The sequence below is a fragment of the Thaumasiovibrio subtropicus genome, assembly GCF_019703835.1.
GTDB classification, from domain to species: domain Bacteria; phylum Pseudomonadota; class Gammaproteobacteria; order Enterobacterales; family Vibrionaceae; genus Thaumasiovibrio; species Thaumasiovibrio subtropicus.
In genome coordinates this window covers 736,114-750,405 of sequence record NZ_AP023055.1, presented here as the reverse complement: position 1 = coordinate 750,405, position 14,292 = coordinate 736,114, and the positions used below count along the sequence as shown (strand labels likewise).

Genomic DNA, 14,292 nt, shown 5'->3' with positions numbered 1-14,292 from the left:
CCTCACAATATAAAAGTTAAGCTGCAACTCTGCGCTTATCATTTTTAATGGCACGCAGTAAAAAGAGCTCTCGCTCAACGGACAGTCCTTTTTTATCGCTCCCCGCAATCGTTGCTTCATTATGAGCAATAGCGTCATCGATTGATAACCAAACAGGCTTCATGCCATTGGTGATTTCATAGCTTTCAAACGCTGTGTCACCCAGCTCATCATCAATGTCGCAATAGCAGCAGTAAGAAAGCATATGGACACTATCAAACTCAGGTTTATGCCACGGTCGAAACTCTTCATAAATACCCAAAGGAACGATACTTCGGACATTTTTCGCTCCCGTCTCTTCCATCAACTCACGTACAAACGCAGCCTCAATGGCTTCGCCTTCATCGACGCCGCCGCCTGGAAGACTATAGTCATCATAACGCGCGGTGTAGAGCAGCAAGATTTTGTCACCACGGATAACGATTGCGCGTGTCGAATGCCGTGTGAAACAGCGTCCGAGATCATGACTAAGGTCAGGATGCGTCACAGAAGCTAAAAGTGGCAATGCGTCTGGGGAGATGGCACTCACAGAGGGTATTTCCTTTACGAAGATTTAACGAAGGAAGCATCCTAGCAAGGTTATCGGAAATGGCAATCAATAACACATATTAATCTACCAGCTCGATGCCTAAGCTCTCCAATAGATTGAGCGCTTGAAAACGAGACAACTTCGCCCCCGATAAGCGGTTCTCCAGCACATTGATGCAATAGTCAGTAGATTCAGTCAAATCTGCAGACGCCAGTATCGTACGCATAAACTGACTACCGCTAAAATCACAGTATGTCATTGATGCATGGGTAAAGTCGCCTTCGCGAAAATCAACATCACGTAACTTGCACTCTTCCAGTACTAACGCGTGTAAAGTTAACCCAAAGAACGCACTGTCGTTGAGGATAGAGCGACGAAACTTAAGTTCATGATCATGAATATAAGTGGGCCAGTCTGCCTGCGTCCAATCCACGCCAACTAACTTGCAATCCGCAAAATCGCATTCTGACACCCGTGTTGCTGGCAGAGCAATCAGGCTCAGGTTACAGCGCAAAAACTGGCAATTCAGAAAGCGACATCGTTTAAATGTTGTACGCGAGAAATCACAGTCAACAAATTCACAGTCTTCAAACTCTATCTCTTCGCGTTTTTCATCGGACAGTGCAACTTGTCTAAACACCTCATCATAATAGCTTTGATTATTTTCAATAGTGAGCATAATGAAATCCTAATAAAAAAGGAGAGCCACACAGGGCTCTCCTCAATATAAATACCAAAAAAGTTCACACAGGCAAGTTTATAGATAGCCTTTTGCTACATCTGTTGGCTCTGTTTCGCTACCTTCAAGCTTATCGTTCCAGTTTAAACCCACTAAAACGCCATCTTCAGACAAGGTAATCATCCAATCTTCAACAAACACATCCAAAGGAATTTCAGTGGCAGTGAACTCGGCCCATTCGTCAGCACAGTGTGACTCTGCATCTGCCTTGTCAGACCAAAATGGCATGACTTCGCTTTGCTCAAACTCGCTCGAGTCAACAGATAACCAACCTTCTTCCTCATTGCACAAGCCCCAAACCGTCTTTGTTTCACTGGTTTGCGCATAAAACAGTTCAACATTTTTAGCGATATCTGCGGTTAATTTTGACATGGTATGTTCTCGTATACTCATTTAGGTAGGGTTAATCTTTCGGTGCTAGGGTGATTTTGCTAAACCCTAACTCGCGGAAATAATTGTCGCGGTAGTTCCGTACCGCTTTCGCATCTCTCGTCACCATCTCGATCTGCTGTTCCATTTCGAGAAAGTCTTTAATATCGAGCCCTTCAGCGGCGGCGGCGGCCTCTTGGATAGTTCGATGCTGTTGATAACTAAACGGAATCGATTTCGTTTCGTTCTTAAAGGTGTAAACCAATGTACGTGCCATACAACGCCTTTTGGCAAGTGATTCTTCTCCACCAAGTTTACACTGACTTGGATCAGAACACCCTTTGTTTTTGATCTAAAGAAAGATCCGCTTTTACGAAACTATTTTCCCCAAAGTTATCCACTGATTTTGGGGATAACTTTACACTCAGATGACATTTTGACGAATACTCTCACAAATAGTATGCAATTAATCACTATGCATTCAGCTCTAAATTCATCAGTTTAGGCACTTTATTCACCGCCCGAAATGTTACAATCACCCACTCGTCACTGCTGTAGATCGATCACCAAGCTGACTGTTGATAACCCCTAACTATGCCATGGTGCTAACTTCAATGACTCAAATTATCTCTCGCTACGTGCTCAAGGCACGTTGAAACGCACTCTTCCATTTTAAATACGATTAAACAAACCATTGATTGGATGCGCTTCCCTTAGAGTCGAGAAACAAAGTGACTATCAGCTAAAGAGAAGAAAAAAGTTGGACATCCAGTCACATGTCCGTAAACTCGCGCGCTCACAGGCATTTTGTAAACTCGATAGCATGCCGCAGTAATTTTCAACCTTGTACCTCTCATGACTCAAAAACAGACTTCTGCCCAATTTTCTCAACGCCGACCGAAAGGCAAGTTCGCGATGCTGGTTGCCTACAGTTTTACCGGCGCTTCCATCCTTGCATCTATCATCTTTTCACTGCTGTTATTCTTATCGCTAGACGACAACCTAGATATGAAACTGCTCTTTGGATCACTCGCTGTGATCTTTGAGCTTGGAAAATTCTTTGCTTGGTATGAATTTGGTGAGCGACGGGCACACGGCAACTACAGTGGCGCGTTCGTTGCTGTCACTTTCTATGCCGTGCTTGCGGTTATCTCCATAGGCGGCAGCATCGGAGGTATTAACAGCGCCACCAACACTATCACCCAACAAGCTCATCTTGCCGCTAGCCAAACCAACAACTACGATATTCAAATCGCTGCACTACAAGAGCAAGTGATGTTAAACAACCAAGCCGCTCAACGTTACATTGAGTTAGATCGGCTCGCCACAGGGTTAACCCGCATTCAAAGTGAAAACCAAGCGATCCAAGAGCAAATTTTAGCACTCGGCATAAAGAGAGATAGCCTCCCCGTTAATCGTCAAGGCTCAGTTTTAGGCCTGATCGAAGGTTTAGCGCATAGCATCAACACTGACATTAACACCGCTAAACTCGCACTAGTGATCTTTTTATCCGTACTTCTCGACCTGTTTGCCGCCTTTTTTGTTGGCTTGCTGGGAGAAGAAGCGAGGTTCCGAGATAGTTACCTACGGCAACAGGCCAACTCAGAAATACATACTCAGTCTTCAATATCTCATGGCACCATAGCTAACACGCCTGAGCTAAAAGACGAACCAACACAACCGCATCAGTTTGAAGACAAAATAGTAAGAGACGCTGTCGCCTTACTGGCTGATGGTGAAGTGCCTTGTCAGAAAAAAGCGTTAGCCAAGTCCCTTACCCTCAACCAAGAACAAGTCGATCATCTCTTCACACAGTTAATGGATGCCGGTTGGGTGACCCAAAAGCCGAATCACCATTACAAGTGGGTTGGCAGCGAAATATCTGCTTTTTGATGTAGTCGACGAGAACTTCAAAGCAGTGCCTTGGTGGCAAACCTAGAAATTCTCGCTGAACAAGCATATTGAGGTGGATTTCGTATATAAGTAAGAGTGGCAACGTGAAATGGTTGCCACGTACTTGCGAATAGACACAGCGTTTTCTTAAATATTGGAGTAGATTGCTTCAAACCCATTTACTCATCGACTTTCAATACTCCCCTTCGAATTTGATCCAACTCTATGGACTCGAAGAGGGCTTGAAAATTACCTTCGCCAAACCCTTCGTTACCTTTACGTTGAATTAATTCAAAAAAGACTGGGCCAATCACTGTATCAGTAAAAATTTGCAGCAGTGTGCCCGATGTATCACCATCAATTAACACACCGAGAGCTTTGAGTTTAGCCACATCTTCTTCATGCCCTGGTAAACGTTTATCGATGCTTTCATAGTAAGTATCAGGCGTAGACATAAATTGCACACCATTGGCGATAAGGGCTTGCACTGAACTATAGATGTCGTCACAAGCCAACGCGATGTGTTGTACACCCTCCCCTTTGTATTGGTCTAAATACTCGGCGATTTGCGATTTATTATCATGCGACTCATTAATGGGGATTCTAATCTTACCGCATGGTGAGGTCATCGCTCGTGAAAGCAAACCAGATGCTTGTCCCTTAATATCAAAGTGGCGAATCTCGCTAAAGTTAGCTAATTTCTCGTAGTAGCCCGCCCACTTATCCATGTTTCCCTGAAAGACATTATGTGTGAGGTGGTCAATCACTTTGAGACCACAGTTCGCTTTTACCAGTCGAGCCTGCCAATCCGGATAGTATTCGAAATCGATACTGTAAATATCATCGCTACCATATCGATCGACCAAGTAGAGATAGGCGCCACCAATACCTTCTAGCGCGGGTATCGATAACTCCATCGGGCCTGACTGATAGGGAGCCTGAACTCCCCCTTGCGAGAGGGCGTAAGTTAATGCCTGTTGGCTGTCAGTGACTCTAAAGGCCAATGCATTGACACTGGCACCATGTTGTGCAGCAAAGGCGCTGGCTTGGCCGACACTTTCACCATTAACAATAAAGTTGATGTCACCCTGACGATAGAGCCACACCGACTTGTGACGATGACAGGCTATCTCAGCAAAGCCAAGCTGAGAAAAAAGCAGCTTTAATGCCTCTAGGCCATCAGCGGAACTCGCTGTGTACTCGACAAATTCAAAGCCATCCGTCCCCATTGGGTTAGCATTCAGTGCGTGCATTCTCTGCCCCTTATTTTTATAAACTGATCGTCGCATAGGACGCGTTATTTACTTTTTTTAGGCAAAGTTATTGAAAAGCACCAGCTATTGACCGGTTTATCATAATAGAGAATGTCAATTTTGTACGTCAAGAATTATTGACAGTCATTAAACCTGCGATAGGAAATACACACGGCGACCTTGAACTGATATTTATTGCGCTGAACAAAAACGAAAACAAAGCGTCAAATGACACTTTGTCCAATTACCAATACAGGAAGAGTGAAAAAATGTACTAATTAAAAATAAATCATTTGATACCAAGGCTTTTCCCTATTCAATGCGTCTTTGTCATGTCGAGCGACACTATAGAAACCTTGAGCATGAAACAGAGCCAATGCGGCTTCATTTTTTGCGGGAATTTCAGCCTTATGCGCACCATACTCGTCTATCGCAAAGTCCAATAAACGTTTTGCAAGGCCCTGTCGTTGATAGTTTGGTAACACACTGAGTAGAAAGACTTGTTTATTTGCGATACCGACCATACCCAAGATCTGCTGACGCTCATTTCGAATCGCTAAACAGGTCAACGTAGGCAGATAATCTTGTAACAATAGGCGGCGAAAAGACATCACTTCTTTTTTATCTTCCCACTCTTTTTGGCCGCGTACAGATTGCACCCAAACTTGGACGGCACAGGGGAACTCAAACTGTTGAATCTCACTGATCGTTAATACTTTTTGATTCATAGTCTTTCCTCCATCTTGGCTTTCATTACCTAGATTAGCCTTGATTCAGAAATAAAATAGAGTAACCGCATCCAATTTCTTATTTTTGTGACTATCTGTAAACATCATTTACAATATTACACAGCGTTACATATATGAAACATATACCACCAACTTCGATAACAAACCTCTGAATGATTTCATAAACTTATCATCAATTTCCTGGCGTTTTTTCTATAGCGACATACATCACAAAACGGTACACTTACCCTCAGTCTTTTTGAGGAATATCACTATGTCAGAAATCGATAACCAATACCAAACCTGTGAGGCATGCGGTGTAAGCGCTGAGATGGGCTTTGTCATCAAAGCAGGTGATGACGTCGCGACAGTGACCGTGATGGCAGAAAACGAAGCTCAAGCAAAAGTTGAGCTTGATAAATACCTTCAACTTGCCACAGAAGTAAATAGCCGCTTTAAAGCAGAATCAGCCGCCTATACCGATGGCAAACAAGAGACACGCATTCAGTTTGAGTGTAGCGCCGAAAAGCTCATCTTCGAACTACGCAGTCGCTCAATCGTTTAATCTGACCAGCTAATCTAAACAGCGCGGTTGACATCTCACCTCCTTTTTCAAGATGTCTTGCTCACGAAACCGCGCTCATTTCCGGTCCCACTTCCCAATTCCTGCATCTTGAGGTCTATCGAGTCTATAAATCTATCAATTAGCACGTGATAAGGCATAGACAATACTCTGAAGTATGATTAAATTGAGTTTTCAGTAGGATAGAGTTTGCTCTTTCTAGTGAAGATTCAATCTAGACGAGTAGCATTGCGGTTTTCACCTGCGTCAGCACTTCACGGTTTTCAGCACCGTTACCCGTGGTTCCGTAGCGCATACAAGCTTAGATTTCGCGACAAGTAAAAAGGAAATTAAAGACTTGTTGCATGTTGGCCGACACCTTTTACTATACTCTTGATCTACGGCGTCGCCTTCTAAAAATCAAACAGTAATGTGGGAACTATGAGCAGCACTGATTTAAGCAGCACAATATTAACGGAAAGTGGCACAAACGAACTCGAAATCATCGAGTTCCATCTTCGTAAACAGATGCCTGACGGCTCTGAAAAAACCTGTTACTACGGTATCAACGTCGCTAAGGTACGTGAAGTTATCCAAGTTCCCGAGACAACCGATTACCCAAACGCCCAACCTCACATGATTGGCGTTTTCTCTTCCCGTGAGAAACTTACCCCCCTTGTCGATTTGGCTGGTTGGCTCGGTGTACCGACAAAACAGGATATCAAACACAAGTTTGTTATCGTCACTGATTTCAACAACATGACCAATGGCTTCTTGATTGACAGCATTAGTCGAATTCACCGCATCTCGTGGGAAAGTGTCGAATCACCCAGCCAGTTTCTTGAAACAGGTCAGCATGATTGTGTCGTCGCCGTCGTTCGCCAAGAAGGCAAGCTGATCATGATTCTCGACTTCGAAAAGATTATCTCAGATATCAACCCAGAGCTGAGTATGGAAAAGTACGATGTCAGTTACGACCGTTCGGTCGATTTAAACACACGTATGGTAACAAAGCGCGAATCCAAGACCATTCTCGTTGTCGACGACTCCGCGTTTATTCGAAGCCTCATTGAGAATACCCTTCGTTCCGCTGGCTATAATATCATTTCTGCAAAAGATGGCGGCGAAGCCTACGAGAAACTGATGGAGTTCGAAAGGATCTCCAAAGACGAAAACGTGCCGATTGGCGAGCTTGTTAACGGTGTTGTCAGTGATGTAGAGATGCCTCGCATGGATGGTATGCACTTGGTCAAGCGTCTTCGCGAGAATGAAACTTACAAAACCACCCCGATTATCATGTTTTCATCTCTAATGAGTGACGACAACAGAACCAAAGCGTTGCAACTGGGCGCGAATGATACCATCACCAAACCGGAAATCGGTCGCATGATTACCATGGTAGATCAGTATATTTTTACCGACTAATCACACGTCCGCTGCAGGTTGACTGCAGCGGCGTTCCAAGCCTCTCCCGCGTATCCTCAAATTTTCATAAACTCGCTTTGACGTAATCTCAGCTTTGTTATACTGAGTGGCACTTACGTCGTACCAATTTAACGCATCGAATCATGAATTTATCTCAAATTGAGGCATTTTGCCGCATTGCCGATCTTAGTTCCGTCTCTGAAGCAGCGCGGAGTTTAGAGTGCAACCGAACCAAACTCAGCATGGCGATAAAAGCGCTAGAAAAAGAGCTCGATATTGCGTTGTTTGATCGCAGCGGCAACCACCTCGCCCTATCCGAAGCAGGTAAAGCGATCTATAAAGATTGTGAAAACCTTTTAGTGACAGCGTCACGAATAAAGCAGACTTGTCTACAAGTGTCTGGCGAGTTCAACGCAGAGATTTGGATTGCACGTGATGATTCTTTACCCGATGAATTTTGGCAAGATCTCGCGCACCAGCTGAATAACAAGTTTCCCGCGACGTCTTTCAATATCGTACTTGCTTCCAGCGGCGATTTGGCTAACTTAGTCGAAACACAGCAAGTCGACTTTGCTTTTGGGGTCGATTATGAACGTGTCGAAGATCCACGCATTGTCTATCAACCAATTGGTAAAATTCGCATGATGTCCGTCTGTAATGCTGGCCATCCATTGAGTCTGAAACGACGTGTCAGCGATGAGGACTTACGGGAAGCCATGCAAGCCTCTATTGCATACCTCAACGAAAAAGACAACCCAGAACTTCAGCCATTTTCGCGCCGTTACATCGGTTTTTCTAGCTTTGACTATATGCTAAATACCATTCGAACCGAAGATGCTTGGGGCGTACTGCCTGAACCATTAATTCGATCTTTGCTAAGAAAAGAAGAGCTCGCGGTTATTAAGCATACCTATGGGCTGACTCAAGAAGAATATTGCATGTTTATGTCAGCCGGCATGACCGAGCATCCTGGGATGAGTTGGCTTGCCGATAAAGTCAGTGAGTTTCTGTTTGATTTCTAGACAAAATCACTGAGCGTCAATTATTTTGACATATAAGGATTAATATAAGCTATTGATATTTAAACAATATCAATGCGAGTATGCACATAGTCTCCACTGGTGGCCAAATGGTTGATTGTCAAATCGCCATTTAGACCTAACAATAGATCGCGTGTTAGTAACCGAGATATTGTATGTGTGCCAGAACAAGCCAAAATGAAAGTCGTGTCCTCTCCTTCTCTGCCCTGTTAGCATCAGGCTTTGCAATTGGAGGCCTTGTTCTTGGACTCTGGGTTGGTTCACTCGTTATCGTTTTTGACGGGGTCTATTCCCTTGTCAGCCTGCTGTTAACTTTATTGTCGCTCGCCGCATCCCGCTTTATTGATAAACCCTCTGACGACAGTTTTCCTTTTGGCCGAGCAATCCTAGAGCCCATTGTCATTACCATTAAAGCCACCGTTATCTTGGCTATCGTCACTGTATCGCTTTACTCTGCCGTTACCGCGCTATTTACAGGCGGCCGGGAAGTTGATGCGTCGATAGCAACGCTATTTGGTGTGGTCAATGTCGCAGGTTGTGGTTACGCCTGGTGGTACATCGCTCGAAAGAGCAAACGCTTTTCTTCAGGTTTGATTGAAGCGGAAGCAAGCCAATGGAAAATGGACACACTACTGAGTGTCGCGGTTACTGCTGGCTTCGTTCTCGCATGGTTCATTACACTCTCACCTGCACAGGCTTATGCGGTGTACGCCGATCCATTAATGATGTGTCTCATGTCATTCTACTTCATTAAGGTGCCGCTTTTGATGCTTAAAGATGCCCTACGAGAGTTACTGATGATGCGGCCAGCTTCAGCGATTTGTCAGCAGGTAAACCAAGAGGTCTCTGCGGTATCTGAGCAAGCACAGCAAAGTATCGAACTTGCCGCGGTGACGAAAGTAGGTCGAGAGCTACGTGTAAACATCGATATCCACACCGAAAAGGCACAATCGATCCAGATTGCAGATATAGAACGCACCCGGAAAGCGCTTAAACGTCGTTTGTCTGCGTTGCCATTTCAGTTACAACTCACACTCAATGTTGCACGTTAGCGGTATCATTGCGCACACTGAAAACGGGATAATTTATTAACTCAATACTCGATAGCTATCCATAAGTAAAACTAATTGGGAATATGAAAAACCCTAGATAGACAAGGTTAAGTCCAGCGCGTAATGTAGCGATGCGATTAACCTTTGGTGATACAAGACTGCTATGAGTAATTGGGAACAATGGGTCAACACAAGTGCGAAAACCCGCACTCGACGTTCTGAAAGCGAAATCTCTAACCAACAGAAGCGTGTGAAACAGAAAAGAAAACGCGACCACGGCGAAGACTTCCTTTACTTCGATACCCTTGTCATGAGTAAACGATAATCTAACGTCTGACTCTAACAACTTCAGTTTGGGGGAGGTCTACTCCCCTACCACACACTGTTAATCATTAGAAAATCTTATTTTTCTATTTTCATCATCACGCCAAGCTTTCAATAGTGGTAGAGTGTAATCTCGCAACTGACTCTCAATACCTATCCGTTTGCACACTTTAACTCTAACGTCGAGGGCCTCTTTCATTCATGCTCACTCGCATTCCTTTGTGGATTTTACTCGGTGCTGTTTTGCTTGCCTTCAGCGCAGGCAGTATCAACGCCATCGCATTGCTCACTTTTTCTAACAATGCCGCCTCTCATGTCACAGGTACCATCACTCAAGCCATGAATAGCCTAGTGCATGACACCGCCAGCGACTCAACGACCCACTATTTACTCAGCATTGTTGGCATGTTTCTACTTGGCGCAGTGACCAGTGGCGTTATCGTTAAGAACGAAGCATTAAGGCAAGGACGACGTTATGGTATTGCACTTTTTATAGAAGCGATCGCCCTCTATGCCGCAACGTACTATTTTTATCAGCATCGCTTAACAGGTGAGTTACTCGCCTCATTTGCATGTGGCTTACAGAATGCCATGATTGCTACCTACAGTGGTTCGGTTATTAGAACAACTCACTTAACAGGCATTATTTCTGACCTAGGTGCAGCCATTGGGCAACGTATTAGTGGCGCTTCAGTGAATGGACGCCAAGTCATCATGCAATCCGCAATTCTAGTCGCGTTCTCACTTGGCGCTGTATCGGGTGCACTTTCTCTCAATGCGTTAGGCTTACTTGCCATGCTCATTCCAGCCAGTATCGTGCTGTTAGCAGCGGTCAGCTATCAATTTAAAGTGCGTTAATTGAAATCATAATACGGTTCGCTTCTCGATAAGAGAGCGGAGATAAGGGTTGCACTTTCAAAAACTCACGCACAAACGTCGGGTCTGTCTTACTGTATTCACGCAGTACCCACCCAATCGCTTTGCGAATAAAAAACGCATCTTCCTCCGCGAGCATACCGATGGTCTCTGTAAGCAGCTCAACATCTGTTGCGTCTTTATGCTTCAGGTGAACAAGTAAGGATGCGCGTCTTAGCCACATATTTTCAGATTCGCGCCAAGTGAGGATATGGGATTTCAAACTCGGATCTTTGAGGAGAAGTGGACCAATCAAATTAGACGCGATCTTATCGAGCGTATCCCAATGGTCAGCACTTTCAAGTAGTTCCACAAAAAGAGGAAACGCTTCAACAGTACGCAACTTTTTGTAATGCTCAGCAACATCGAGTGCGAGATATTGCTCTTCACGAAAATTTCCGCACCACAACCACCTCACAAGAGCACCAAATTGCTCTAAGTTATCTATTGTCGTGTGCGCTCGGGCTTCTTTGAATATCGCTTTTCTCTCTGGTGATTGCACTCCGTAAAAAGGCGTCGCTATTTTCATGTAGGCTCGCATTTCACGTGCCTTCTGATCGTCAGCCTGCTCAGCCAACTTTTTCTGCATAAAAATAACCATAGGAAATACAAACGACATAAATATACCAGTAGAGTGATAACTGCCTGCTATTATACCCAACTTAACGCAACATTCATGATCAAATATTTGTGCTCAAGCATCGCTCAAGTTACTTGCACAGCGACACCTTCGAGGTTTGTGATAAAAGTATCGGAGGGCCAAATAGATTGGAAAACGTCACAACGATGGAGAGCACAAGCATGACTGAGTTCCAAGAAAAACAATGTGATAAAGATAGAATTTTGTATATACAAAACCACAGAGTGTGACCGACTTCATGACAAGTCTGTCGATTTTGACCAATATTATAGTAAGACCCAATCGTAAGAATACAGATTTTAATAAGATGGGTTGTAACAACTCACACCACACCTTGCGCAGTGATGTGATCTTTAAAGGTAGTCAAAGAGGAAAGCCTATGAAATATACCCTTTTACTTGCCGTACTAATTAGTTTGAATACATTTGCCAATACTAGCGCCTCTAAAGCCTATTTCGATTCATGCATGGAAAACTATCACAACGAATCTCTTTGCTTGGGGTACGCGATGGGTGTATCTGATACCGTTAAAGCCCTAGAATGCACAACACCCTTAATGACGTTAGCGCGTATTGAACACCAACTTTCTCAGCAGACACACACAGACCACCAACAGTTGGTGAACTCATTTGCAGTGATAAAAAGTCAACTTGTGCCACAAGTCTGTCAACCTCTCCCTATCAGTAGTGCTGACAACGAGAGTAGCGATATTTTTGTCCCCTTCTAATATCGATGGTGTTTTCCCTCAATCTTGTAACCCATATTGGACTAGGTAACGCAGGATTGACCTCCAGTAAAAATAAGGGCCTGTATAAACAGGCCATTCTTATTCACACATATCCATGTGACGAGACAATCGCACTCTAAAGTTGATGTTATTACTACTCTTCTTTCGGTACGCTTTCCCAGTGCTCGTAAGGGTTTTGCTGTTTGTCGGTAAGCTCGATCGACATACCCATTTCAGCTAACTCTCTCAGAGTTAAATCGTCTGCAAGATATGTCCGCTCACCACGTTCATTACGTAATTCCATAATGCCTCCCAACTAAAACAACTGGCTCTTTAATATTAGTTGCTTCTCAGGAAAAACTGGCACCTTTTGCACATTAATTTACCGCTAACTCTGTCAGGATGTACGAATGTGTTTTAACGTTGTTGAGCACTCACGTTACCTCACTCCGCAACCTGTCGGCGAGCAATAAAGAGCGGCTGCCAGAGGCATTGGACTCAAATTTATCCAATAAAAAAGGCGCACGGTGAGTGCGCCTTAAGACCATTAAACCGCGATTATGTCAACAATAGGTAACCAACAAACAGCACCGACAACCCATAAATTAGAGGGTGTACTTCTCTGCCCTTGCCCGCAACAAGCATAGAGAATGCATAGCTAATAAAGCCCATCGCCATACCGTTCGCTGGCGAGAAGCTCAATAAGGTAAACATGATCGTAAAGAATGCCGCGATTCGCGATTCCATTTTACTCCAGTCGATATCGCCCAGTCGGCCAATCATGTAAACACCAATAACCACCATGGCAGGTGCAACCATAGCTGCTGAAAAAATCGAAAACAGAGGGAAGAAGAACAGTGATGCGATAAACAGAACAGACGCAACTACCGCGGCTAAACCTGTTCGTGCGCCTTGCGAAGAGGCAATACCCGATTCTGAAAACGCGGTAATCGATGTCGTTCCTAACACGGCGCCGATGACGGTACCACCCGCATCAGCAACTAATGCTGAACGCGCATTAGGCACTTTGCCGTCTTTGGTGATGATGCCAGCATCGCGCCCCACACCCACGATGGTGCTTAAACCATCAAAAAAGTCGACGATGAAGAAAATCACAATAACAAACAGCAGATCCATCCACTTTTCTGCCGTAAAGCCAGAGAGATCAAAAATGGCACCAAATGAAGGCATCACACTCGGCGGTAGTGACATAATTTCGTCGGGTAAGGGCGCGTAGTTTGTACCTAGTACCCAATCGGCCAGAATGGTGAGGATAATAGCCGAAACAAATGAGATAAATGTGGCCAGTTTAATACTGCGGATCATACAAGCCAAAGCGATAAAGATACTGATATACGCAATCATGACCTGAGGATCACTGATATTCCCCATACTCACCAGAATGATAGGGTTCGACACGATGATACCGGCATTTTTGAGGCCCAGAAATGCAATGAAAAGGCCTAATGACACAGATATCGCCAACTTGAGATCTTCAGGAATCGCTTCAATCATCTGCTGACGAATCTTGGTCATCGAGAAAATCAAATAGACAATGCCCGAAAGAAAGATACCAAACATCGCCTCATGCCAAACGAGCGAAATAGCCCCACTCAGTAGCATACCTTTGAAGAAGCCATTCATGCTCATGCCCGGCGCTAGCATAACAGGGTAGTTGCCAAACACCCCCATTATCAACGTCGCCAGCGCTGCGGCTACTGCAGTCGCTGTAAACACCGCTCCATGGTCCATCCCCGGAATGTCTCCGAGTATGGCGGGGTTAACCGCGAGAATATAGCTCATCGCCAAAAAGGTGATAAAGCCAGCATAAACCTCGGTTCCTACTGAGGTTTTGCGTTCTGATATTTTGAAGAAAGCTTCAATGTTCACTCTGATACCTATTCTGCTAATCAAATCTTCATCGCTGGGCGCAACATCCAACCAGTCGCATGATGTGAAGACTACCAATTAAGCAAATCCGCAAAACACGTATTCGAAACAGCCGTAAACTGTGGCATGCCGGCTAGCCAGCACAGAGAAATTTGGGGCTTATTACC

At 44.5% G+C, this 14,292-nt stretch carries 17 protein-coding genes; 8 read left to right on the top strand and 9 right to left on the bottom strand.

What is annotated here, in order from left to right; genetic code table 11:
• Positions 1–16: 16 nt before the first annotated feature.
• The 4 genes from TSUB_RS19710 to TSUB_RS19695 form a co-directional block, all read right to left on the bottom strand.
• Entirely contained in the window at positions 17–544 is a 528-nt protein-coding gene (locus TSUB_RS19710) for an NUDIX hydrolase (protein WP_087021181.1), read from the bottom strand.
• A 103-nt stretch (positions 545–647) separates the two neighbouring features.
• A complete protein-coding gene (locus tag TSUB_RS19705; protein ID WP_087021139.1) occupies positions 648–1,247 on the bottom strand; it encodes a pentapeptide repeat-containing protein in 600 nt (199 codons plus the stop codon).
• Positions 1,248–1,325: 78 nt separating this feature from the next.
• Positions 1,326–1,679 carry a DUF2750 domain-containing protein gene (locus TSUB_RS19700; protein ID WP_087021142.1) on the bottom strand — a complete coding sequence of 118 codons (354 nt, stop codon included), beginning with the start codon at positions 1,677–1,679 and terminating at the stop codon, positions 1,326–1,328.
• Between the two features lie 31 nt (positions 1,680–1,710).
• Entirely contained in the window at positions 1,711–1,953 is a 243-nt protein-coding gene (locus TSUB_RS19695) for a DUF2960 domain-containing protein (protein ID WP_087021145.1), read from the bottom strand.
• A 578-nt stretch (positions 1,954–2,531) separates the two neighbouring features.
• Here TSUB_RS19695 and TSUB_RS19690 point away from each other — a divergent pair.
• Positions 2,532–3,569 carry a Preprotein translocase subunit SecY gene (locus TSUB_RS19690; protein ID WP_087021149.1) on the top strand — a complete coding sequence of 346 codons (1,038 nt, stop codon included), beginning with the start codon at positions 2,532–2,534 and terminating at the stop codon, positions 3,567–3,569.
• Between the two features lie 179 nt (positions 3,570–3,748).
• Here the strand turns inward: TSUB_RS19690 and hppD are convergent, their stop codons facing one another.
• A complete protein-coding gene (hppD, locus tag TSUB_RS19685) occupies positions 3,749–4,822 on the bottom strand; it encodes a 4-hydroxyphenylpyruvate dioxygenase (protein ID WP_246616521.1) in 1,074 nt (357 codons plus the stop codon).
• Between the two features lie 278 nt (positions 4,823–5,100).
• Positions 5,101–5,550 carry a GNAT family N-acetyltransferase gene (locus TSUB_RS19680; RefSeq protein WP_087021154.1) on the bottom strand — a complete coding sequence of 150 codons (450 nt, stop codon included), beginning with the start codon at positions 5,548–5,550 and terminating at the stop codon, positions 5,101–5,103.
• 274 nt (positions 5,551–5,824) lie between these two features.
• Here TSUB_RS19680 and TSUB_RS19675 point away from each other — a divergent pair, with 274 nt between their 5' ends.
• The 6 genes from TSUB_RS19675 to TSUB_RS19650 all read left to right on the top strand — a co-directional run bounded on the left by TSUB_RS19675 (position 5,825) and on the right by TSUB_RS19650 (position 10,811).
• On the top strand, positions 5,825–6,115 hold the full coding sequence (locus tag TSUB_RS19675; protein ID WP_087021157.1) for a DUF406 family protein: 291 nt from the start codon (positions 5,825–5,827) through the stop codon (positions 6,113–6,115).
• 438 nt (positions 6,116–6,553) lie between these two features.
• Positions 6,554–7,537, top strand: a complete 984-nt coding sequence (locus TSUB_RS19670; protein WP_087021159.1) for a chemotaxis protein CheV — start codon at positions 6,554–6,556, stop codon at positions 7,535–7,537.
• A gap of 143 nt (positions 7,538–7,680) precedes the next feature.
• Complete coding sequence (locus tag TSUB_RS19665; protein WP_087021162.1) at positions 7,681–8,559, top strand: LysR family transcriptional regulator; 879 nt, start codon at positions 7,681–7,683, stop codon at positions 8,557–8,559.
• A gap of 173 nt (positions 8,560–8,732) precedes the next feature.
• Positions 8,733–9,629 carry a cation diffusion facilitator family transporter gene (locus tag TSUB_RS19660; RefSeq protein ID WP_087021165.1) on the top strand — a complete coding sequence of 299 codons (897 nt, stop codon included), beginning with the start codon at positions 8,733–8,735 and terminating at the stop codon, positions 9,627–9,629.
• A 163-nt stretch (positions 9,630–9,792) separates the two neighbouring features.
• Positions 9,793–9,954, top strand: coding sequence for a hypothetical protein (locus TSUB_RS19655; RefSeq protein WP_159064909.1), 162 nt, complete (start codon positions 9,793–9,795; stop codon positions 9,952–9,954).
• Between the two features lie 200 nt (positions 9,955–10,154).
• Positions 10,155–10,811, top strand: a complete 657-nt coding sequence (locus TSUB_RS19650; protein ID WP_087021169.1) for a YoaK family protein — start codon at positions 10,155–10,157, stop codon at positions 10,809–10,811.
• On the opposite strand, the gene TSUB_RS19645 is transcribed toward TSUB_RS19650, so the two are convergent.
• Positions 10,798–11,457, bottom strand: a complete 660-nt coding sequence (locus tag TSUB_RS19645) for a DNA alkylation repair protein (protein WP_246616520.1) — start codon at positions 11,455–11,457, stop codon at positions 10,798–10,800. The genes TSUB_RS19650 and TSUB_RS19645 overlap by 14 nt on opposite strands.
• Positions 11,458–11,887: 430 nt before the next feature.
• On the opposite strand from TSUB_RS19645, the gene TSUB_RS19640 reads away from it, so the two are divergent.
• Positions 11,888–12,235 (top strand): hypothetical protein, encoded by a 348-nt coding sequence (locus TSUB_RS19640; RefSeq protein WP_087021175.1) that lies wholly within the window; start codon positions 11,888–11,890, stop codon positions 12,233–12,235.
• A 154-nt stretch (positions 12,236–12,389) separates the two neighbouring features.
• On the opposite strand, the gene TSUB_RS19635 is transcribed toward TSUB_RS19640, so the two are convergent.
• Together TSUB_RS19635 and TSUB_RS19630 are read right to left on the bottom strand one after the other, a co-directional pair.
• Complete coding sequence (locus TSUB_RS19635; protein WP_192867845.1) at positions 12,390–12,539, bottom strand: hypothetical protein; 150 nt, start codon at positions 12,537–12,539, stop codon at positions 12,390–12,392.
• 254 nt (positions 12,540–12,793) lie between these two features.
• On the bottom strand, positions 12,794–14,125 hold the full coding sequence (locus TSUB_RS19630) for an NCS2 family permease (RefSeq protein WP_343231791.1): 1,332 nt from the start codon (positions 14,123–14,125) through the stop codon (positions 12,794–12,796).
• Between the last annotated feature and the right edge of the window lie 167 nt (positions 14,126–14,292).

Coding starts and splice junctions, on each gene's coding strand:
- TSUB_RS19635 (WP_192867845.1), bottom strand. CDS start 12,539: ATGGAATTACGTAATGAACGTGGTGAGCGGACATATCTTGCAGACGAT.
- TSUB_RS19700 (WP_087021142.1), bottom strand. CDS start 1,679: ATGTCAAAATTAACCGCAGATATCGCTAAAAATGTTGAACTGTTTTAT.
- TSUB_RS19665 (WP_087021162.1), top strand. CDS start 7,681: ATGAATTTATCTCAAATTGAGGCATTTTGCCGCATTGCCGATCTTAGT.
- TSUB_RS19640 (WP_087021175.1), top strand. CDS start 11,888: ATGAAATATACCCTTTTACTTGCCGTACTAATTAGTTTGAATACATTT.
- TSUB_RS19655 (WP_159064909.1), top strand. CDS start 9,793: ATGAGTAATTGGGAACAATGGGTCAACACAAGTGCGAAAACCCGCACT.
- TSUB_RS19650 (WP_087021169.1), top strand. CDS start 10,155: ATGCTCACTCGCATTCCTTTGTGGATTTTACTCGGTGCTGTTTTGCTT.
- TSUB_RS19695 (WP_087021145.1), bottom strand. CDS start 1,953: ATGGCACGTACATTGGTTTACACCTTTAAGAACGAAACGAAATCGATT.
- TSUB_RS19705 (WP_087021139.1), bottom strand. CDS start 1,247: ATGCTCACTATTGAAAATAATCAAAGCTATTATGATGAGGTGTTTAGA.
- TSUB_RS19690 (WP_087021149.1), top strand. CDS start 2,532: ATGACTCAAAAACAGACTTCTGCCCAATTTTCTCAACGCCGACCGAAA.
- hppD (WP_246616521.1), bottom strand. CDS start 4,822: ATGCACGCACTGAATGCTAACCCAATGGGGACGGATGGCTTTGAATTT.
- TSUB_RS19660 (WP_087021165.1), top strand. CDS start 8,733: ATGTGTGCCAGAACAAGCCAAAATGAAAGTCGTGTCCTCTCCTTCTCT.
- TSUB_RS19670 (WP_087021159.1), top strand. CDS start 6,554: ATGAGCAGCACTGATTTAAGCAGCACAATATTAACGGAAAGTGGCACA.
- TSUB_RS19680 (WP_087021154.1), bottom strand. CDS start 5,550: ATGAATCAAAAAGTATTAACGATCAGTGAGATTCAACAGTTTGAGTTC.
- TSUB_RS19645 (WP_246616520.1), bottom strand. CDS start 11,457: ATGCAGAAAAAGTTGGCTGAGCAGGCTGACGATCAGAAGGCACGTGAA.
- TSUB_RS19675 (WP_087021157.1), top strand. CDS start 5,825: ATGTCAGAAATCGATAACCAATACCAAACCTGTGAGGCATGCGGTGTA.